This window comes from Chelativorans sp. AA-79 (assembly GCF_029457495.1).
Lineage (GTDB): Bacteria > Pseudomonadota > Alphaproteobacteria > Rhizobiales > Rhizobiaceae > Chelativorans.
This window is the reverse complement of the sequence record NZ_CP120361.1, coordinates 1551682-1570809: the sequence shown is the minus strand read 5'-3', so window position 1 is coordinate 1570809 and position 19128 is coordinate 1551682. Positions and strand designations below refer to the sequence as shown.

Annotated in this window: 20 protein-coding genes; 17 read left to right on the top strand and 3 right to left on the bottom strand. The window is 63.1% G+C overall.

The genetic code is table 11. From position 1 onward, the window contains the following. The first annotated feature begins 33 nt into the window (after positions 1-33). The 6 genes from PVE73_RS07685 to PVE73_RS07660 all read left to right on the top strand — a co-directional run bounded on the left by PVE73_RS07685 (position 34) and on the right by PVE73_RS07660 (position 5069). Positions 34-1005 carry a transketolase C-terminal domain-containing protein gene (locus tag PVE73_RS07685; RefSeq protein ID WP_277366372.1) on the top strand — a complete coding sequence of 324 codons (972 nt, stop codon included), beginning with the start codon at positions 34-36 and terminating at the stop codon, positions 1003-1005. 79 nt (positions 1006-1084) lie between these two features. After that, positions 1085-1411 (top strand): type II toxin-antitoxin system MqsA family antitoxin, encoded by a 327-nt coding sequence (locus PVE73_RS07680; RefSeq protein ID WP_277366371.1) that lies wholly within the window; start codon positions 1085-1087, stop codon positions 1409-1411. Continuing rightward, complete coding sequence (locus PVE73_RS07675; RefSeq protein ID WP_277366370.1) at positions 1411-1965, top strand: hypothetical protein; 555 nt, start codon at positions 1411-1413, stop codon at positions 1963-1965. The genes PVE73_RS07680 and PVE73_RS07675 overlap by 1 nt, the downstream gene beginning before the upstream one ends. Before the next feature lie 33 nt (positions 1966-1998). Next, a complete protein-coding gene (locus tag PVE73_RS07670) occupies positions 1999-2568 on the top strand; it encodes a hypothetical protein (RefSeq protein ID WP_277366369.1) in 570 nt (189 codons plus the stop codon). A gap of 24 nt (positions 2569-2592) precedes the next feature. After that, positions 2593-4047 carry an MBOAT family O-acyltransferase gene (locus tag PVE73_RS07665; protein WP_277366368.1) on the top strand — a complete coding sequence of 485 codons (1455 nt, stop codon included), beginning with the start codon at positions 2593-2595 and terminating at the stop codon, positions 4045-4047. Positions 4048-4055: 8 nt separating this feature from the next. Continuing rightward, the gene (locus PVE73_RS07660; protein ID WP_277366367.1) at positions 4056-5069 is read left to right on the top strand and encodes an SGNH/GDSL hydrolase family protein; all 1014 of its coding nucleotides are present in this window, start codon (positions 4056-4058) and stop codon (positions 5067-5069) included. On the opposite strand, the gene PVE73_RS07655 is transcribed toward PVE73_RS07660, so the two are convergent. Further along, positions 5029-5565: a nitroreductase family protein gene (locus tag PVE73_RS07655; protein ID WP_277366366.1), complete on the bottom strand. Its 537-nt coding sequence runs from the start codon at positions 5563-5565 to the stop codon at positions 5029-5031. The two genes, PVE73_RS07660 and PVE73_RS07655, sit on opposite strands and share 41 nt — an antisense overlap. Before the next feature lie 585 nt (positions 5566-6150). Here PVE73_RS07655 and PVE73_RS07650 point away from each other — a divergent pair. From PVE73_RS07650 to PVE73_RS07600, 11 genes are all read left to right on the top strand, one after another. Continuing rightward, a complete protein-coding gene (locus tag PVE73_RS07650; protein ID WP_277366365.1) occupies positions 6151-6678 on the top strand; it encodes an Hsp20/alpha crystallin family protein in 528 nt (175 codons plus the stop codon). Positions 6679-6730: 52 nt separating this feature from the next. Further along, entirely contained in the window at positions 6731-6964 is a 234-nt protein-coding gene (locus tag PVE73_RS07645; protein WP_157038077.1) for a hypothetical protein, read from the top strand. A 13-nt stretch (positions 6965-6977) separates the two neighbouring features. Then, positions 6978-7445: an EF-hand domain-containing protein gene (locus tag PVE73_RS07640; RefSeq protein ID WP_277366364.1), complete on the top strand. Its 468-nt coding sequence runs from the start codon at positions 6978-6980 to the stop codon at positions 7443-7445. A 31-nt stretch (positions 7446-7476) separates the two neighbouring features. After that, on the top strand, positions 7477-7845 hold the full coding sequence (locus PVE73_RS07635; protein WP_011581609.1) for an SHOCT domain-containing protein: 369 nt from the start codon (positions 7477-7479) through the stop codon (positions 7843-7845). Between the two features lie 211 nt (positions 7846-8056). Beyond that, the gene (locus PVE73_RS07630) at positions 8057-8833 is read left to right on the top strand and encodes a Crp/Fnr family transcriptional regulator (protein ID WP_277366363.1); all 777 of its coding nucleotides are present in this window, start codon (positions 8057-8059) and stop codon (positions 8831-8833) included. Between the two features lie 75 nt (positions 8834-8908). Further along, positions 8909-9337, top strand: coding sequence for a DUF2267 domain-containing protein (locus PVE73_RS07625; protein WP_011581611.1), 429 nt, complete (start codon positions 8909-8911; stop codon positions 9335-9337). Between the two features lie 99 nt (positions 9338-9436). Further along, positions 9437-10144 carry an ABC transporter ATP-binding protein gene (locus PVE73_RS07620; RefSeq protein ID WP_277366362.1) on the top strand — a complete coding sequence of 236 codons (708 nt, stop codon included), beginning with the start codon at positions 9437-9439 and terminating at the stop codon, positions 10142-10144. A 5-nt stretch (positions 10145-10149) separates the two neighbouring features. Then, on the top strand, positions 10150-12513 hold the full coding sequence (locus tag PVE73_RS07615) for an ABC transporter permease (RefSeq protein WP_277366361.1): 2364 nt from the start codon (positions 10150-10152) through the stop codon (positions 12511-12513). Positions 12514-12517: 4 nt separating this feature from the next. Beyond that, positions 12518-13714 carry an HlyD family efflux transporter periplasmic adaptor subunit gene (locus PVE73_RS07610; protein ID WP_277366360.1) on the top strand — a complete coding sequence of 399 codons (1197 nt, stop codon included), beginning with the start codon at positions 12518-12520 and terminating at the stop codon, positions 13712-13714. A gap of 52 nt (positions 13715-13766) precedes the next feature. After that, positions 13767-14216 (top strand): pyridoxamine 5'-phosphate oxidase family protein, encoded by a 450-nt coding sequence (locus tag PVE73_RS07605; RefSeq protein ID WP_277366359.1) that lies wholly within the window; start codon positions 13767-13769, stop codon positions 14214-14216. A gap of 209 nt (positions 14217-14425) precedes the next feature. Then, a complete protein-coding gene (locus PVE73_RS07600) occupies positions 14426-14812 on the top strand; it encodes a DUF302 domain-containing protein (protein WP_277366358.1) in 387 nt (128 codons plus the stop codon). Between the two features lie 48 nt (positions 14813-14860). On the opposite strand, the gene PVE73_RS07595 is transcribed toward PVE73_RS07600, so the two are convergent. After that, the gene (locus tag PVE73_RS07595; RefSeq protein WP_277366357.1) at positions 14861-18130 is read right to left on the bottom strand and encodes an efflux RND transporter permease subunit; all 3270 of its coding nucleotides are present in this window, start codon (positions 18128-18130) and stop codon (positions 14861-14863) included. Continuing rightward, on the bottom strand, positions 18127-19125 hold the full coding sequence (locus PVE73_RS07590) for an efflux RND transporter periplasmic adaptor subunit (protein ID WP_277366356.1): 999 nt from the start codon (positions 19123-19125) through the stop codon (positions 18127-18129). Before PVE73_RS07590 ends, PVE73_RS07595 begins: the two co-directional genes overlap by 4 nt. Positions 19126-19128: the final 3 nt, after the last annotated feature.

Below are 19128 nucleotides of genomic sequence, written 5' to 3'. Positions count from 1 at the left end.
TCTCCCCTGGCAGCAATTGGAAAGGTACGTGAAATGGCACGCAAAAGCTGGATGTACTCGGTCCTTGAGGCCGTACAGCACGAAATGCAGGAAGATCCGAATATGGTCTGGATCTTCGAACTCACTCCGCCGGTGGCCTCCAACCCCGGCAGGCCTGTCATCAACCTGGAGAAGCAATTCGGGCGCAACCGGGTGGTGAACACCGGTATCGATGAGAACTGGATGGCCTCGGCGACGCTTGGCGCGGGCTTGGCGGGCTCGCGGGCAGCCACCTACGTGCCCTACCAGGGCGCGTGCATGCCCTTTCAGGTGGTCCAGAACCACGCCGGCAAGCTGCGTCACATGACCGGCGGAAAGGCGTCCATGCCCGTGGTCTTCATCATGGAGATGACCGGCCAGACACCGGGCTTCGCCGGGCAGCACTCCGATTACGAGATCGACACCTATTACGCGCACATCCCAGGCGTGAAGACGGTGATACCGTCCACGCCCTATGACGCCAAGGGCATGATGGTCTCCGCCCTGAGAGACCCCAACCCGGTCGTCTATCTCTACCCTGCAGGCCTGCGCGAACTCATCGAAGAGGTGCCCGACGAGCAATATGAAGTGCCGCTCGACAAGGCGATCGTCCGCATGGAAGGCAGCGATCTCACCATCGTGGGCTCCGGCGCGAGTATGCCGGAGGTCCTGAAGGCGGCGGAAACGCTGAAGGCGGCCGGTATGAACGTCGAGGCGATCGACCTCAGAAGCCTCAAGCCGATGGATACGGAAACGTTGGTGAAGTCGGTGGCAAAGACGAAGCGGCTGCTGACCGTCGATCAGTCCTACTACACGCTCTGTCCCGGCGCGGAGGTGATCGCCCGCGTGGCCGAAAACGTCGACGGCGCCCGCTACAAGCGCGTGGCTTTCCCGGACGCGCCGCCGCCGGCCTCGCCGGAGATGTTTCTCTGGATGCGGCCCAACGCCGACCACATCGTCGGCGCGGCGAAGAAGCTGGTCGGCTGACCTCCTCCCACCGGCCAACTCCGGGCACGAACGCGAAAATCGGTTCGTGCCCGGATTTTTCAAACGCCAGGAGCACCCCATGGACGCACCCACCGCTCATCCCGCTACCACCAAATGGAGTGGCCAAGGATGCCCTCAATGCGGCAGCACCGCATTGCGTGAAGAGCTCGTGAAATCGGCACTGTGGCAGGGCGAACGGCTGGTCGTGGTCGAGAACATCCCGGCCGTTGTGTGCGGCCGATGCGGCGAGCGCTTCTATGACGACGCGACCGTCACAGCACTCGACCTCCTGCAGGGCGACGGCTTCCCGGCCGAGAAGGCCACCGCCCGGATCGACGTGCCGGTCTTCTCCTTCTCGCACCGTGTCCCGGCGGATATGGCCACGGAACTGGCGGAGCAGGAGTAATGTCCGGGCGCAAGGCGGCGGTGATCCTGCTCGGTGGCGTCCTGTCGGTGCTCGCGGGATCGCTGCTGGCGCAGCCGGATTTCGGCTTCATGCCGGATGGTGGGCGACAGACACTGCTACGGCTCGCCCGTTCTTCTGCGATCGACCTCGAGGAGATCGCCCGCGGAACCGGCACGGAGGATGAATGGAAGGCCACCGTGGCGGCCGCTGATCCGGACCTGTCGTCAGATGCGGTCGAGACGCTCGCCTCCTATCTGGCGATCAACATGCCGGCCCAGATCGATACTCCGGCAGCTGCCGGATTCGAGGAGCTTGCGGCCGCACTGCCCCTGGACGGCAAGGAGCTGGCGATCGAGAACTGCCAGTTCTGCCATTCCTTCTTCACCGGATATCTCGCGCATGACCGCGACACGGAAGGCTGGCGCAGTGTCTTCAAGGCGCCATTCCACAAGGAGCTGCCGATGACGGAGAAGGAGCGCGAGACCTTCGCCCGCTACTCGGCGATCAACATGCCGATCCCCTACGAAAAGGTGCCGGAGGATCTCCGTTTTTGAGATGTGCCGCTCCGCCACCATCAGGAGATGACAATGAAGTTCCCGACAAAAATTGCAGCCCTCGCCCTGCTTCTGACCGCAAGCCTTCCGCCTCTTCTCAATGCGCAAGAGGACGATCTTTTCGCCTTCGTTCCCGACGGCGGCAGGACCCTGCTGGGCGGACTGGTGGCGGAGGGCATTGTCGATCCGGGAGAGGTCCTCTCGGCAAGCCGCGGCAAAGACGAATGGCTGGGCTACCTGCGCGGGTTGTCCTCGACGGGGCTCGATGAAACCCAGATGGAGACACTTGCCGCCTACCTGGCTTCAACCATGCCTGCTGCGGAAAAGGGTGGCCAGACCATCGAGACGGACGGGCTGGCCCTGCCGCGCGACGGCCGCGACCTCACGCTGGAGTTCTGCCAGTCCTGCCACATCATTACCGTCGTCGTCACACAGGACCGCACGCGCGAGGCCTGGCTCGGCACCATGAACAAGCCGAGCCATGTCGAGATCGGCACGACCCAGGCGGAACGGGAAGCGCTGGCGGATTATCTGGTGCTCAACGGCGGCATCCCGATCGAAGAAGTGCCCGAGGAGCTGCGCGCCGGCGGCGCGACCTACTGAGGCGGTCAAGGCGGGGCGACGGAGATGTTGTTCACCTCGCTTTCCTTCATCCTCTTTCTCTGCGCGACGCTGGCCGGATTTCTCCTGCTGCCGCTCGGTTGGCGCTGGCTGTGGTTGCTCACCGCCAGCGTGGTCTTCTACGCCAGCTTCGGCCTTGCAAATATCGCCTTCCTGCTCGGCGTCACCGTTGCGGCATGGGCGGCGGGCCTGTGGATCGCCGGCGTGCAGACCTCCGGCTGGCGAAAACTTGCGCTCGCAACTGGCCTCACAACCATTCTCGGTGCGCTTGCCGCTCTGAAATTCTTCGATTTTCTGGCCAGCGAAGTGGAACGCCTCCTTGCCGGCGCCATCGACCTGCCGCGCCTAGGCCTGACTGCGCCGGTCGGATTCTCCTTCTATGCCTTCATGGCGGCAGCCTATCTGGTCGACGTGTATCGCGGGGCTTGCGATCCCGAGCGGAATGCCGGCCGGTTCGCCCTATACGTCTCCTGGTTTCCGAAGATCCTGGCCGGGCCGATCGAGCGCGCCCAGCCCTTCCTTTCCCAGATACCCGGATCGTTGCGCTTTGATCCCATTCTCGCCGTCAGCGGACTGCAGCTGATTGTCTGGGGTCTTTTCAAGAAGGTGGTCATCGCCGACAATCTGGCCCCGGTGGTCGACGATGCATTCCGCATCGCCGCCTATGCATCACCGATGGAACTGGTGATCGCCGTCTATTTCTTCGCCTTCCAGATCTACTGCGATTTCTCCGGCTATTCGGATATCGCCATCGGAATCTCGCTGCTCCTCGGCATCAGGCTCATGGAAAACTTTCGCCGGCCGTACCTCGCCGTCTCGACGGCGGAGTTCTGGTCCTCACGCTGGCACATTTCGCTTGGTCACTGGTTCCGCGACTATCTGTACATCCCACTGGGCGGCAGCCAGAAGGGTATGCTCCGCCGCTATGCCAACACCATGGCCGTCTTCATGGTGAGCGGCCTTTGGCACGCAGGGCTCGGCTACGGCGTAGGCTGGACGTTTCTCGTCTGGGGCGCGCTCAACGGGGCCTATCAGTGGGCGGGCCTCGCCACGCGGGGCTTCTGGAAGCGGGTCTCGGCGGTCCTCCCCCGCGTGAGCGAGAGCACGACCTTGCGACTGTTCCGCATCGTGCTCACCTTCCATCTCATCCTGGTGAGCTGGATCTTCTTCCGCGCCGACAGCATCGGTCAGGCGGTCACCGTCATGAGCAAGATCTGGTCGGCCCTGCCGAGCCTGCCATCGCTTGCGACGCGCTACCCCTTCACCGCCGACCACGCCCTGGGGGCGGTGCTGATTGCTGTGCTGGTCGTCATCGAAGTGCTGGACGAGCGTCGGCCGATGGCCAGGCGGCTCGCCGCAGCGCCGGTCGCGCTGCGATGGGGCGCCTATTACGCGTGCATTTTCAGCCTGGTGCTCCTCGGCCGCTGGCAGGCGGGCGAATTCATCTACATGCAGTTCTGAGGTTCGTCATGGAACGCGTCATACCGATCAGGACAGGCATCAAGGCGGGAACGGCGGCCGGTTTCATCACCATCGGCGTTCTCCTCTACCTTCTTCTCCTTGCCGGCTCCGAATACCTCGTCCATCGCAACGGCCACATGAACCCGATCTTCAAGATCGACGCTGCGGATCGCGAGCGCTTCGACTGGGTGATCCTCGGTGCGTCTCACGCCATGCCGCTCGACTTCGGCGGCTTCAACAGTGAGATGGAGGAACAAACCGGCGCCAGTATCCTCAACCTTGCGGGGCCCGGCACCGGACCTCTCTACAACCGCTTCGTTCTGGAACATTTCCTGCGGGAGCATTCGACGGAGAACATCCTCTATGTGGCGGACGGCTTCGCCTTCCGCTCGCCCATGTGGAACGAGGATCGCCTTGCCGACGGCGCGTTGCTGGCCAGGACACCCTTCCATCTGCCGCTCGCACTCAATCTCGCGGGCTACGTCCTTGCTGAAGGCGTCGATCCCCGCGCGCTTCTCGACTATCTGACCGGCTTTTCAAAGCTCAACAACCGGGAGCGCTTCCGCCCCGATATCTGGGAAGGAGAGATGATCTTCGACCGCACCTTCAAACCGTCCGCCTTGGCCGAGAAGAAACGGGATGAATACCTCCACCCAGCGGTCGCGGATGAGGAGGCCGCGCGCGAGCATTACCTTGAAGAGTTCGCCGAACTCGTCGAGCTGGCGAAGCAGAACAGAGCCAGGGTCGTGGTGGCCAAGTTCCCACTGCCTTCGCGTTTTGCGGCGCTGCTGCCGAACGAGGCGGAGTTCAATGCCGCATTGCAGTCGCGGGCGGTGCAGTACGGCTTCACGTTCCTGGATTTCTCCGGCGCGATGGACGAGCCGCAATTCTACGCCGACACGGATCATCTCAATCGTGCCGGCGTGACAGAATTCTTTGAGCGGCATCTTAAGCCGATCCTCGCTCGGAAGCAGGCTCCGCTCAATTCGTCTTGGGATAGCCAACTGGCTGGACGAAGGTGACCAGCTGCGTGTCGGGCAGCCTCAAGAGCGCCTTGAGCCCCTCCTTGTCCGCGCCGCCTACCAGGCACGTTCCGAGCCCGACGGACGCGCAGTAAAGGTAGACGTTCTGGGCGATGATCGCCGCGTCCACATGCGCGGACTGGATCTGCGCCGGTTCCGGGGCGTCAGCCATCCGGCTTCTGTCAGCGACATAGATCAGCACCGTGGGGGCCGTACCCACAAAGGGCTGCGGGCTCGCCTTCTTTCTGATGTCTTCATCCAACGCGGGCGCCATTGCCTCCGCAGAGGGATCGAACTTTCTTACGCCGCGAATATCGGCGACGTAGATGTCGGTCTCCATCGAGCTTCGCCATGACGGAGCGGTCCGGTAGCCGCTGTCTGGACGGTTGATGCCGAAGGCGCACCATAGAAATGTGGAAAGGGTGGCTTCGTCGATTGCCTCGTCGGAAAAAAGCCTTGTCGAGCGCCGCTTGGAAAGCGCCTCGAGAAGCGGCATGCCGCCACTCTTTGCACTCGCAGGCATTGCGATGTCGGCTCCGGCTGATGCGAACCTTGATGTCATCCCAGCGCTCAGTGCAGCCGATGCAACGAAAAAGCGTCTCGTCAGTCCGCGCACAACGAATCTCCGTGTTTTGTTCCCGGATGACTTTGAATGGTGGCTACACGTGCCTCATTGACGGCGATCAAGTAGAGCCATTCGTTCGAAACGGAGTTTCCCGGCTCAGCCTGGCCATGCGCTGAGGCCGTCACATCTCTGCCTGGGAGACCGAGGGCGGTAGGGCAGTTGAAGACGACATTCCTTAAGGCCGCGAGCAATTCGGCGCAAAGTTGACGCACGTCAATGCCCCATGGCCGCTTTTCCGGTTTGATGCAGCTCTTGTCAGGCTGAGCCGGGTTCGGTGAAGCGGGCGCGGGAAGCCGCCGCAAGGCGCAACTCGCGAAGCCAGGGACCAGACCGGCGAAGAGGCCTGACAGGCGGGACCGCTTGCCTCCGGCCCGCGCGCCTTTCGGGGAGACCCGATGTCGACGGGCGGAGGCGGCGGCACCTGCCGGTTCCAAGAGAAACAAGGAGTATCGATCCATGGCCGAAGCTGCCACAAAACTGCCGGTGAAATCCGAAAAATCCGTTGCGTCTCCTGAGGGATGGGCGCCGTTTGAGAGCCTGCGGCGGGAGATCGATCGTCTCTTCGACGATTTCCATCCATTCGGCTGGCGCCTGCCGTCCCGTGCCGCCTTCGACCTTGAGATACCGAAGTTCAGCCGCGCCGCCTGGCAGGTCGCACCGGCAATGGATCTCGTCGAGAAGGAGAAGGAATACGAAATCACGGCCGAGCTTCCCGGCATCGACGAGAAGAACGTCGAGATCAAGCTTTCCAACCACACGCTGACGATCAAGGGCGAGAAGAAGGAAGAGAAGGAGGAAAAGGACAAGGACTATTACCTGTCCGAGCGCCGCTACGGCTCCTTCCAGCGCTCTTTCCGAGTCCCCGACGGAGTGGACGCGGACAAAATCGAGGCTACCTTCACCAAAGGTGTCCTGACTGTAAGGCTGCCAAAGACAGCTCAGGCGCAGAAGGCCGACAAGAAGATCGTAGTCAAGGCTGCGTGAGACGGCAAAGCCTGCGCCGGAGCGGGCACACGCAAGAGCCGGGGAAAGATCCATGGCACAACCACAGCTACCCGATCTCTGCGAAGCCGTGGAGCTTGCACTGTCCATCGCCGTCCTGCGCGATCTCGGCGTCCCGGACGCGGCGATCCGACGTTATCTCGGATTGAACAACCGGGAGCTGGACCTGGAGCATTTGGCAAAAGCGGCTTTCCGACCGTCCCGGCAGTGGGAAGACCATGGCCGCATAAGCGCGCGTCGCGCCTCGGCGCATATGTGCAATGAATGAACTGGAGACTTCCATGTACGCCAAGATCAGAGCCGCATTTCCACCCGCCCTAGCCCTGGCGGCCTTGGTGGCAGCCGGCGCTACCGCGGCATCTGCTGCGCAGACGGATACGTCCCATGATGCACATCATCCGCTTGTTGCGCAGGCCGCGCCATCTCCCCAGGCGGATGCCGAAGCGCCACAAGAAGAGCAGCCCGCCAGCCCCGGCATGATGGGGCAAGGGGGTCCTGGTATGATGGGAGGCGGCATGATGCCCGATATGATGGGTGCCATGCAGCCGGGGATGATGGGCGCAATGCCCATGCGCCCTATGCGGCCGCACATGATGAAGATCATGTTTGCGATCGCGGATGCCAACGGTGACGGTGGCCTCTCCTTCGAGGAAGTGTCGGCCATTCACAAACGGATCTTCGATAGCATCGACGCGGACAAGGACGGAAACGTGACGCCGGACGAGATCCGCCAGTTCATCCAGGAATAGAGCGCGGCGGCCTGGCGCGATGGAGCTGAAAATGCTGAAGATGTTCACTCTCCTTGTGGTGGCGGGAAGTGCCATCACCGGCTTCCTTTCCGGCCCAGCGTTGGCGCAGGAGGTGACGGAACAAAGCCGATATGTCTACGGCCCCCACATGATGGACTGGGGGAGCGGTTTGTACGGCATGATGATCTTTGGACCGCTAACCGTCATTCTGGTGTTGGCGGCTTTGATTGCCGTCACGGTCCTGCTCGTCCGTTGGGCGGGAGGAGGCTGGCAGACCACCCCCGGGCTACAGCAATCGGCTGCAGGCTTGACGCCACTCGAAATCCTGAGGGAGCGTTTCGCCCGCGGCGAAATCGATAAGAAAGAGTTTGAGGATCGTCGGCAGGTGCTAGAGAAATAGGCGGCACTCCAATGTACCGCTGCCTGAAGGCCGGATCAAAGATCCGGCCTTTTCAATAACTGATCGTGAGCCACCGAATTCTTTGATCCTGAGCAAAGTTCAAAGCGGTCAACTCTGCCAATCTGGCATTGAGAAGGAAACAGGAGCAGCCCGACCGCTGCTTGCCTCAACCAGCGGCGCGAAATCGCATCCTTGCCTGTCGAGGGAACCAATGACCGCGTTGTCCACCCTGCACACGCCCGCAGCCGATCAATCGACCACCCAGCGCTGTTCCATATGTCAAGAAATGGAACCGGAATTGCACCGGCAACTCCAGCGCCTCGGCCGGATCAAAAGATATGCTGCAGGCGAAATTATCGTCGGTGAGGAAGAGGAAGCTCCCTTCGTCGGCACCGTCACGCGTGGCGTGCTAAGAATGCAGAAGACGCTGTACGACGGACGACAGTTGATCGTTGGGCTCCTGATGCCTTCCGACATGTTCGGCCGCGTCTTCTCCTCCACCTCGAATGTTTCGATCGAAGCGGCAACGGACGTGACGCTATGCTGCTATAGTCGTGCCGGCTTCGAAAGCTTGCTTTCGCAATTCCCTGCATTGGAGCACCGGATGCTGCTCTCGATGCTCGATGAGCTTCAGAGCGCGCAGAACTGGATGCTGCTACTGGGCTGCCAGTCAGTGACTGAACGCATTGCCACCTTTCTCCTGGTCCTTCGCCGCCGCTCGGCCAAATTTCCACCGGATTCCCTTCAGTGTCTGGGCAACTCGGTGACGATCCCGATCTCGCGCCGAGACATGGCCGCCTATCTGGGGACGACGGTCGAATCGATCAGCCGCTCCATTCAGGAAATGGCGCGGCATCGTGTTTTGAGCATCATCAACCCCCAGCGATTCCGTATCCTGGACGAACGTCGCCTGATCGAACTTTCTGGGCGCGACGTTACCGAAATGAAGCTCAGCGTTCCGGTGGAACGAATATTGCGCACCGCCTGATCGGCGCGAGACTTGATACGGCTCAATGCAACTGGCCGCCTACCGTGGGAAGAGGTGCTTTTCAGGAGTACTGCCATGACACATACCACCATATCCAGCTTCACCCAGGCCGCGCAGCAGGCGCAGCAATGGGTGAACGAGCTCGCGGCCGATCTGAATTGGAGCGAGCCACGCGCCTATCATCTCTTCCGCTCGGTCCTCCACGCGCTTCGCGACTGGCTTTCCCCTGAGGAAGTCGCCGATCTCTCAGCGCAACTTCCCGTCCTCGTCCGCGGCGTCTTCTTCGAGGGCTGGCAACCCCAGGAAAGCCCGGTTTGGGATCGCAAGAAGGAAGACTTCATTTTACGCATCGGCCGTGATTTTGAACACGACATGCTCCATGATGCCGATACGGCAATAGCCGCCGTGTTTCGGCTGCTCGACCGCCATATCTCGCCCGGCGAGATCCTCCAGGTCCGCAACTCCATGAAGAAGTCACTGCGCCAGCTGTGGCCGGCACACTAACGGACTGTCGTCGGGCCATGGCGGCAGCGGTTTGACACGCATCAAGGCGTTGCGGCCCCGACACCCTATCAAAGGCGGACCAATGCCGAGGCCGCTTTCATGGACGACCCGATCTTCTCCGCCCACAACCTGACGAAGATCTATCGCTCCGGCGAGGTCGAGGTCTTCGCGCTTCGCGGCGTGGACCTCGACCTCGAACAAGGTGAGATGGCGGTTCTGCTCGGTCCCTCGGGCAGCGGCAAGTCGACCCTCCTCAACATCATGGGCGGGCTCGATCGCGCGACCTCGGGTACGGTGCACTTTCGCGGCCAGGATATCACCGCCTTCTCCGAGCGGCAGCTCACCCGTTTCCGGCGCGACCATATCGGCTTCGTGTTCCAATTCTACAACCTGATCCCCAGCCTCACGGCGTGGGAGAATGTCGCCCTCGTCACAGAGATTTCCCCGACTCCCATGGCGCCCGAGGAGGCGCTGGAGATGGTGGGTCTGAAGGATCGGATGACGCATTTCCCCGCCCAGCTCTCGGGCGGCGAGCAACAGCGCGTGGCGATTGCCCGCGCCATCGCCAAGCGGCCGGAGGTGATGCTCTGCGACGAGCCGACCGGCGCGCTCGATTCCAAGACCGGCATCATCGTCCTCGAAGCACTCTGGCGCATCAACGAGGAGCTGAAGACCACCATGGCGATCATCACCCACAACGCCGGAATCCGGGACATCGCCCACCGCGTCTTCACATTCAGGGATGGCCGGATTGCCGATGCCAAGGTCAATGAAAAGCGGGCCCAGCCCGCCGAAGTGAGCTGGTGAAGACGATGTCGGTTCTGGACAGGAAATTGCTCCGCGACCTCTTCCGCCTGTGGGCTCAGGTTCTGGCGATTGCCCTAGTCATGGCCTGCGGGGTGGCGACGATCATCCTTGCAATCGGTGCCTACCGGTCACTGGAAGAAACGCGTTCGGCCTTCTACGACCGCTATCGGTTCGCGACCGTCTTTTCGGGGCTGACGCGCGCTCCCTTGCAGATGAAGAACGAACTCGCCTCAATCTCCGGGGTGAGCGGGATCGAGCTGCGCATCGTCAAGCCGGTCCTGCTCGATATGCCCGGAATGGCCGAGCCCGCCACCGGCATCGCCGTCTCGATCCCCGACCATGGCGAACCCGCCGTCAACCGGCTCTATCTGCGCTCAGGCCGGCTGCCGGAGCCCGGCCGCACCGGTGAGATCGCCGTGACGGAGCCCTTTGCCCTCGCCCACCGAATGGTGCCCGGCAGCCAGTTCGACGCCATCATGAACGGCCGAAAGCGCACGCTGACCGTCACGGGCATCGTGCTTTCGCCCGAATACATCTATGCTATCGGCCCCGGCGACATGATTCCGGACCAGCGGCGCTTCGGCGTCTTCTTCATGCCGCGTGCCGCGCTGGCGGGCATCTTCGACATGGAGGGCGCATTCAACGACGTCGCCCTGCGTACGCAGAGGAATGCCGACTTCAGCGAAATCATCGACACGCTCGATGCCATTTTGAGGCCCTATGGCGGCACGGGCGCACACGATCGGACCGATCAGATCTCGCACACATTCCTCGACGAGGAGCTGGCCCAGCTTCGCGCCATGGCAGCCGTCATCCCGCCGGTCTTCCTGTTCGTCTCGGCGTTCCTCGTCAACATGATCCTGACGCGGCTCATCGCGCTCGAACGCGAACAGGTAGGGCTCATGAAGGCGGTCGGCTACGGCTCCGCGGCAATCGCCTGGCACTACGCCAAACTGACGCTCGTCATCGCGCTCATCGGCATCGTCATCGGCTCCATTGCAGGTGATTGGCTAGGCCGCGGCATGACGCGGCTCTATGCCCAGTTCTATTCCTTTCCGTTCCTCATCTTCCGTCAAAGCCTCGATCTCTACGCGATCGCCGCGATCGTCAGCGCCGTTGCCGCGCTGGCGGGCAGCATGCGCTCGATCTGGGGCGTCGCCAGCCTGCCTTCCGCCATCGCCATGCAGCCGCCGACGCCGACGCGGTATCGCAGTTTCTTTTCCGAGGGCGCGCATCATCTGACGATATTATCGCAGCTGACGATCATGGCCTTCAGGCATCTGGTGCGTTGGCCGGTGCGCACGCTGCTCACGGCGTTCGGCACCTCGCTTGCCGTGGCTCTCCTGATCATGGCGCTCTTCTCCTTCGATTCAGTCGCCTTCATGGTCGACACGGTGTTCTTCCGCACCGAGCGTCAGGATGCCACGATCGCCTTCGCCAACGAGCGGTCGCCACGGGCGCTGCAGTCGGTCGCCGCCATGCCGGGTGTCCTGCGCGCGGAAGGTTTTCGCGCGACACCGGTGATCCTGCGTTACGGACATCGCGAGCGGCGCCTGACGATCTCCGGCATGATGGAGAACCCGGATCTCGCGCGCATGCTGGACAAGGCGCTCGATCCCGTTGAGCCGGCGCCGGTCGGCCTGATGATCTCCGAATGGGTCGCCAAGCTGCTCCACCTCCAGGTGGGCGATATCGCCGAAGTGGAGCTTCTCGAACGGGCGCACCGCAAGGTGCCCGTTCCCGTCAGCGCCATCGTGGAAAGCTATGTCGGGCTCGCCGTTTATATGCGCGCCGATGCCCTCGACCGTGTGATCGGCGATGGCCCGCGACTATCCGGCGTCCGCGTGAAAATCGATGCCTCCCGGCTCGACGACCTGTACACGACGATCAAGGAGACGCCCGCCGTCACGGCGATTGCCCTGCAGGGCTTGTCGCGCCAGCGCTTTCGCGAGACGATCGAGAAGAACATCACGATCATGACCAGCGTCTACACGGCGCTTGCGGTCATCATCACATTCGGCGTCGTCTACAACTCCGCCCGCATCCAGTTCTCTGAGCGGGCGCGGGAGCTGGCGAGCCTGCGCGTGTTCGGCTTCACCAATGGCGAGGTATCGAGCGTGCTCCTGATCGAGCTCGGCGCCATGGTGCTTCTCGCGCAGCCGCTCGGCTGGCTGCTCGGATATCTTCTTTCCTGGTCGGTCGTACGAGGTTTCGAGAGCGACCTGTTCCGCGTCCCCTTCGTCATCAACCGATCCACCTTCGCCATTGCAAGCCTCATCGTCGTAACCGTTGCGGCGATCTCGGCGCTGATCGTGCGCCGCCGCATCGACAGGCTCGATCTGGTGCGCGTTCTCAAGACAAGGGAATGATCCAATGAAATCCCCCTGGTTCAAACGCATTCTCTTCGGGCTTGCCGCCGTCGCGGTGATCGCCCTCTTGGCCTGGTCCCTGCGCGAGCAGCCGGCCCTCGTCGACGTGGCTGAAGTGAAGCAGGGACCGATGAAGGTGACGATCCGTGAGGAAGGCGTCACGCGGGTTCGCGAGGTGTATGCCGTCTCCGCTCCGATCGCCGGGCAACTTTCGCGCACCCTGCTCAACGAGGGCGATCGCGTAAAGGCCGGCGAAACCGTGGTCGCGGCGATCCATCCGCTCGCCCCGCCGCTGATCGACAGGCGCACCGAGGCCGAACTGCTCGCCGCTCGCGATGCCGCGCGCTCCGGCGTGGGCATTGCCGAGAGCGAGCTGCAACGCGCCGAGACCGCCCTGCGCCTTGCCGAGACGGAACTCGGCCGCGCGCTCAAGCTGGCGGTGCCAGGCGTCATTTCCGAGAGCGCTTTGCACCGCGCAACGAATGAATTCGAACTGCAGAAGGCGGCAGTGGAAGCCGCAAAGGCGACGGTCGGGTTCCGCCGCGCGGAGCTTGCGAGCGCGGAGGCCCGCCTCATGCAGCCGGGGTCCGCAGCTTTGGATGCTAAAGGCTGCTGCGTCGATGTTCTCGCGCCCGTGGACGGTGTCGTGCTCGCCGTGGCGGCCAAGAGCGAACAGGCTGTGGCGGCCGGCGCGCGCATCGCGGATATCGGCAACACCACAGACCTCGAAATCGTGGCCGACCTTCTGTCGGCCGATGCCGTCCGCATCGGCCCCGGAACCAAGGCGCTCGTGCGGGACTGGGGCGGTGAGCGCAGCCTTGAGGCCACCGTCCGCCGCGTCGATCCCGCCGCCTTTACGAAAGTCTCCGCCCTCGGCATCGAGGAGCAGCGCGTCAACACCGTTCTCGATCTCGACGAGGGCGATGGTCGGCTGGGGCACGGCTACCGCGTTTTCGTGGAACTGGCCATCTGGGAATGTGCCGACTGCCTGCAGGTGCCCATCAGCGCCCTGTTCCGGAACGGGAGCGATTGGAACGTGTTCCTGCTTACAGGCGATCGCGTGAAGCAGACTGCCGTGGAGATCGGCCATATGAACGATGAAGTGGCCCAAATTCTTGGCGGGGTAACATCCGGAGATATCGTGGTATTGCATCCGGCTGATACCCTCGCCGACAACAGCCGCGCAGAGCGACGCGAGTAGGCGTGACATGCCCTCCCGCCAAGATTGATCTGTGAGGACAGGAGACAGGCTGATGTTTATCCTCACCCTGAGCGAGACCGAATGCAGGAAGATGCTGGCCGACAACCGCCTTGCGCGCCTGGCTTGTGCAAAAGGCAAGCAGCCGTACGTCGTTCCCATCTACTACGCCTACGCTGGCGATCACCTTTATGCGTTCTCCCTCCCCGGCAGGAAGATCGAATGGATGAGGGAGAACCCGCTGGTGTCGGTCCTCGTCGAGGAGTGTGGACATGGCGAAGAATGGCGTAGCGTCATTGTCGACGGACGGTTCGAGGAACTGCCGGACCGCATCGGGCACAAGCGCGAGCGGGATCGTGCGTGGTCGCTCTTGAGCAGGCATGCCGACTGGTGGGAGCCGGGGGACCTTAAGCCGGTAACGCCACCTCTGTCCAAATACGAGCCGGAGGTCTTCTTTCGCATTTCGATCGACCGGCTGTCGGGGCGAGCGGCCAAAGCCGCCTAGGCACCCCTCGCGAGACGAGAGTCCCGTCGAAAGAGATAGGACGCTCTATGTCACCGCGCAGAAGTGACGGAACACGCGTGAGCGTCGTGTGTTTTGCTCTGCGTCAATGCAATACATCTGCGCGTCACCTAATTGCCTTCGCAGTTGTAGCGGGCGGGGGTGATACCGAGTGCCGGTCCACCTGCCGTGCAAATGAGTACGGGTCACCAATGAGCTACTATTTCACCAAGACAATCGATATGCCATTCCAAGACGCCGTCGCACGCGTGACGACGGCTCTCGCCGCCAAAGGTTTTGGCGTCCTAACCACAATCGACGTAAAAGCAACGATGAAGAACAAGCTGGGTGTAGACTTCAAGCCCTATACCATCTTGGGCGCCTGTAACCCTCATTTTGCTTGGAGAGCCCTCAAGGCCGAAGACAAGATCGGGACCATGTTGCCATGCAACGTGATCGTCATCGAGACGGCGCCAGGGACGGTGGAGGTGGCTGCCGTTGATCCGGCCGCTTCGATGGTTGCGGTCGACAACCCAACGCTCGCCGACGTCGCCGAAGACGTGAGGCGAATGCTGCAAGAGGCAGTGGCAAGCCTATAACCGCATTGCGCCCCAACGAGGCAGAACTAAAACCGGTCTGGCCGTATGCTAGACGACCCTCAATTCGTTTCCGTCCACAGAGACCGGCCTGTCTGGGTCCTGGTCCAGTTCGAGAGTGCCGCCGCGCTTTCCCCTCAGCGCCACATAGATCGCCGGGATGACCAGCACGGTGAGCGCGGTCGAAGATGCAAGCCCGAAGAGCAGTGAGATTGCCAGGCCCTGGAAGATCGGGTCGGCGAGGATGACCGCCGCGCCGATCATCGCCGCGATCGCGGTGAGCAGGATCGGCTTGAAGCGTATGGCACCAGCCTGCAGAAGCACATCGATCAGTGGCCGCTCGGGCGTATGCGCATGACGGATGAAGTCCACAAGCAGGATCGAGTTGCGCACGATGATGCCGGCAAGCGCGATGAAGCCGATCATGGAAGTCGCCGAAAAAGGCGCGCCGAACAGCCAGTGCCCGAGCATGATGCCGATGAAGGTGAGCGGGATCGGTGTCAGGATGACCAGCGGCAGCTTGAAGGAGCCGAACTGGGCGACGACGAGGATGTAGATGCCCAGAATGGCGACCATGAAGGCCGCGCCCATGTCGCGGAAGGTCACCCAGGTCACCTCCCACTCGCCATCCCAGAGCAATGTCGGAACCGACTCGTCGTCGGGCTGGCCATTGAGCGCGATCACGGGTTTCGGCACGTCGCCCCAATCGGCCTCTTCGATGGCATCGGCCACCGCCATCATCCCGTAGACCGGAGCCTCGAACTGCCCGGCAAGCTCCGCCGTCACCATCTCGGCCGCACGGCCGTTGTGGCGGAAGATCGGGAACGATGCCGGCTCCCGCGTCACTGTGACGACATCCCCGAGTTCGACGATGCCTCGCCCGCCCGGCAGCGCATTGGCCGGCACCGGCGTGGCCAGCGCCCTTTCATTGATCACTTTTTCGCCTTTTGGCAGCGCAATGCGGATCGGGATCGGCTGCCGCCCGCCTCCACGATGCGAATAGCCGACGGTCGAACCGGAGTAGAGCGCACGGATCGCGTCGTAGACGTCGGCCTGTTCGACCTTGTGGTATTCGAGATTGTCCTGATCGATGCCGAGCCGCACTCGTTCGTGCCGGACGCCGTAGGAGTCGTCCACATCGACGATGAAGGGAACGCTCTCGAAGATATTACGCACCTTTGCCGCGACAGCGCGCCTGGTCTCCGGGTCGGGACCATAGATCTCGGCGAGCAGGGTCCCCATGACCGGCGGCCCCGGCGGCGGCTCGACGACCTTGATCGCCGTCCCGTCCGGCAAGCCGAGGCCCGCCAGGCGCTCTCGCAGCTCAAGTGCAATGTCGTGGCTGGCGCGATCGCGCTCATCTTTCGGCAGGAGGTTGACCTGCACATCTCCCAGCTCCGGGGACGAACGCAGGTAGTAGTGGCGCACCAGGCCGTTGAAGTTGAACGGGGCAGAGGTGCCCGCATAGCTCTGGAAAGAGACGACCTCCGGAACCGAAGCCAGGCGGTTGACGATCTGCTGCAAGGCACGATCGGTATCCTCCACCGATGCGCCTTCGGGCAAGTCGACGACCACCTGCAGTTCCGTCTTGTTGTCGAAGGGAAGCAGCTTGACCGTCACGTCCTTGGTGTAGAAGAGCACCAGGGACGCGAGCGTGGCGACGCCGACCAACAGCAGGAAGATCCAGGCGCGCAGACGCGATCTTAGGATCGGCCGGGCTATCGCCATATAAGCCTTCCCGAGCCGGCCGCCATGGTCGTCGCCATGCCCGTGGGCAGGGCCTTCCCCGCCCTTCCCCGCAAATTTCAGCATCAGCCAGGGCGTCAGCATGACGGCCACGAAGAAGGAAAACAGCATCGCGGCGGATGCGTTCGCCGGGATCGGGCTCATATAGGGCCCCATCATGCCCGACACGAACAGCATGGGCAGGAGGGCTGCGACCACCGTGAGCGTCGCCACGATGGTGGGGTTGCCGACCTCCGCGACGGCCTCGATCGCCGCTTGGGCGCGCGTGCGGCCGTCCTTCATCGCCCAATGGCGCGCGATGTTCTCGATCACCACGATGGCGTCGTCCACCAGGATGCCGATCGAGAAGATGAGCGCGAAGAGGCTCACGCGGTTGAGCGTGTAGCCCATGACGCGCGAGGCAAAGAGCGTGAGCAGGATCGTCGTGGGGATCACCACCGCGACGACCAGCGCCTCCCGCCAGCCGATCGCGAAAGCGACGAGGAGTACAATGGAGACCGTGGCCAGCCCCAGATGAAAGAGCAGCTCGTTTGCCTTCTCATTGGCCGTCTCGCCATAGTCGCGCGTGACCGTCATCTCGACATCTTCGGGGAAGATCTGCCCGCGCACCTGCTCCAGCCGGTGGATGATGGTCTCGGCGATGACGACGGCATTGGTGCCGGGCCGCTTGGCGATCGCGAGGGAGACGGCAGGCAGGCGTTCAAGCCCCTCCTCCGTCTTGCGCACCTCCGTGACACGGCTTTCGTTCGGCTCGGCCGCAAGCACCACCTGGGCCACGTCGCGCACATAGACGGGCCGGCCGTCGCGGGCCGTGATGAGAAGATTGCCGATCTCGCTTTGCGTCTGCAGCGTCTGGCCGGCGAGCAACATGCGCTGCCCGCCTCCTTCACGCACGGTTGCCGCCTGGAACGAGCGATTGGCCCCCTCCACCTTGGCGGAAAGCTGCTGCAGCGTGATGCCGTAGAGCGACAGCTTTTCGGGGTCGGGCTCGATGCGGATTTCCTCGGGCTGCTCGCCGACGATATAGGTGAGGCCGATGTCGGGGAGCTTCGCCACCTCGACCTGCAACTCGCGTGCAAGGCGCGTCAGCCCGTTGGCCGTCCAGCGCTCCGCCGCCTCCGGGGCTGGCGTAAGCGTGACGACGACGATGGCGACGTCGTCTATGCCACGGCCGACGATGAGCGGCTCGGGGATGCCGACGGGAATGCGATCCATATTGGCTCGCACCTTCTCGTGGACGCGCAGGATCGCGGCATCGGCACTCGTGCCGACCAGGAAGCGGGCCGTCACCAGCGCCCCGTCGTCCTGGGTCTGGGAATAGACATGCTCGACACCGTCGATGCTCTTGACGATGGCTTCCAGCGGTTCCGTCACGAGCTTGACCGCATCCTCCGCCTTCAGGCCGTTGGCCTGGACATGGATGTCGACCATCGGCACGGAGATCTGCGGCTCCTCCTCGCGCGGGAGGGTGACGAGAGCCACGAGACCGAGCGCGAAAGCCGCAAGCAGAAAGAGCGGTGTGAGCGGAGAGGCGATGAAGGCGCGGGTGAGCCCGCCGGCGATGCCGAGCTTCATGGGACGAGCACCTTGTCGCCCGCCCGCAGACCGCTCAGGATCTCGATCCGCTCTCCGGTGGCATCGGCGATGCTCTCGCCCAGAATGACGGCGATGTCCGTCGGCCCATCGGCTGTCGCCAGGCTGACATAGTCGATGCCGTGCCGCGTCGTTATCGCCTCGGGCGGCACGGCGACAACATCGCGGCTGCCGACGGGAATCCACACGAGCGTGCGCTCGTTGACAAAATAGTCGCCGAGGCCCGCCACCTCGACATCGGCGATCACGCGACCTTCCGAAATCTCCGGGTAGACTTTTGCGATGCGGCCCTCGAACTCCGTTTCCGCCGCAGCACTACCGCGAAGGCCGCGCTGGCCGAGACGCACAATGGCCCCTTCCCTGATCTCGGCGGCGTGTCGCTCCGGCAGGGAGAGGCGAAGATAATATTGACCGGAGGCAATGCGCGCCACCTCCTCGCCGGACAGGACAACGGAGCCGGGGGTGACCGGCACCGTGAGGACACGGCCGGTGGCCGGCGCAAGAACCTCGCCCTCCCGGGCCCGCTGCTCCAGCACGGCCTTGCTCGCCTCCGCCGCCGCAAGCTGATTGCTGGCGACTTCGAACTGGGTCCTGGCCTGGTCCACATGTCCCTGTGAGACGACGCCGCGGGCGAGGAGCTGCTCGGCGCGATCGAGCTCGGTTCGAGCGTTGTCGAGCTGCGAAGAGACCTCCTTGATCCTCGCCTCCGCCGCATCCAACTCGAGCGCGATCTTGTCATCAACGACAATGGCGACCACCTGCCCCTCTTCCACCTCGCTGCCTTCGGTGACATCGATGGCGCGGATGGTGCCGCCGGTGCGGGCGCGCGCCGGCACGACCGTGCGGCTTCGCACCTGGCCGAAGACGGCTTTCATCTCAGGTATGACGATCGTGTTCACCGTGAATTCGCCGGCCAGGGCGGGATGAGCGGCGGCGGCCGCGAGCAGCAGGACAACGAGGAGGTTAAAGCGCGCCATGGT

Excerpts from the sequence above, each read along its gene's own strand:
- PVE73_RS07685 (WP_277366372.1), top strand. The coding sequence starts at position 34 with ATGGCACGCAAAAGCTGGATGTACTCGGTCCTTGAGGCCGTACAGCAC.
- PVE73_RS07680 (WP_277366371.1), top strand. The coding sequence starts at position 1,085 with ATGGACGCACCCACCGCTCATCCCGCTACCACCAAATGGAGTGGCCAA.
- PVE73_RS07675 (WP_277366370.1), top strand. The coding sequence starts at position 1,411 with ATGTCCGGGCGCAAGGCGGCGGTGATCCTGCTCGGTGGCGTCCTGTCG.
- PVE73_RS07670 (WP_277366369.1), top strand. The coding sequence starts at position 1,999 with ATGAAGTTCCCGACAAAAATTGCAGCCCTCGCCCTGCTTCTGACCGCA.
- PVE73_RS07665 (WP_277366368.1), top strand. The coding sequence starts at position 2,593 with ATGTTGTTCACCTCGCTTTCCTTCATCCTCTTTCTCTGCGCGACGCTG.
- PVE73_RS07660 (WP_277366367.1), top strand. The coding sequence starts at position 4,056 with ATGGAACGCGTCATACCGATCAGGACAGGCATCAAGGCGGGAACGGCG.
- PVE73_RS07655 (WP_277366366.1), bottom strand. The coding sequence starts at position 5,565 with ATGCCGCTTCTCGAGGCGCTTTCCAAGCGGCGCTCGACAAGGCTTTTT.
- PVE73_RS07650 (WP_277366365.1), top strand. The coding sequence starts at position 6,151 with ATGGCCGAAGCTGCCACAAAACTGCCGGTGAAATCCGAAAAATCCGTT.
- PVE73_RS07645 (WP_157038077.1), top strand. The coding sequence starts at position 6,731 with ATGGCACAACCACAGCTACCCGATCTCTGCGAAGCCGTGGAGCTTGCA.
- PVE73_RS07640 (WP_277366364.1), top strand. The coding sequence starts at position 6,978 with ATGTACGCCAAGATCAGAGCCGCATTTCCACCCGCCCTAGCCCTGGCG.
- PVE73_RS07635 (WP_011581609.1), top strand. The coding sequence starts at position 7,477 with ATGCTGAAGATGTTCACTCTCCTTGTGGTGGCGGGAAGTGCCATCACC.
- PVE73_RS07630 (WP_277366363.1), top strand. The coding sequence starts at position 8,057 with ATGACCGCGTTGTCCACCCTGCACACGCCCGCAGCCGATCAATCGACC.
- PVE73_RS07625 (WP_011581611.1), top strand. The coding sequence starts at position 8,909 with ATGACACATACCACCATATCCAGCTTCACCCAGGCCGCGCAGCAGGCG.
- PVE73_RS07620 (WP_277366362.1), top strand. The coding sequence starts at position 9,437 with ATGGACGACCCGATCTTCTCCGCCCACAACCTGACGAAGATCTATCGC.
- PVE73_RS07615 (WP_277366361.1), top strand. The coding sequence starts at position 10,150 with ATGTCGGTTCTGGACAGGAAATTGCTCCGCGACCTCTTCCGCCTGTGG.
- PVE73_RS07610 (WP_277366360.1), top strand. The coding sequence starts at position 12,518 with ATGAAATCCCCCTGGTTCAAACGCATTCTCTTCGGGCTTGCCGCCGTC.
- PVE73_RS07605 (WP_277366359.1), top strand. The coding sequence starts at position 13,767 with ATGTTTATCCTCACCCTGAGCGAGACCGAATGCAGGAAGATGCTGGCC.
- PVE73_RS07600 (WP_277366358.1), top strand. The coding sequence starts at position 14,426 with ATGAGCTACTATTTCACCAAGACAATCGATATGCCATTCCAAGACGCC.
- PVE73_RS07595 (WP_277366357.1), bottom strand. The coding sequence starts at position 18,130 with ATGAAGCTCGGCATCGCCGGCGGGCTCACCCGCGCCTTCATCGCCTCT.
- PVE73_RS07590 (WP_277366356.1), bottom strand. The coding sequence starts at position 19,125 with ATGGCGCGCTTTAACCTCCTCGTTGTCCTGCTGCTCGCGGCCGCCGCC.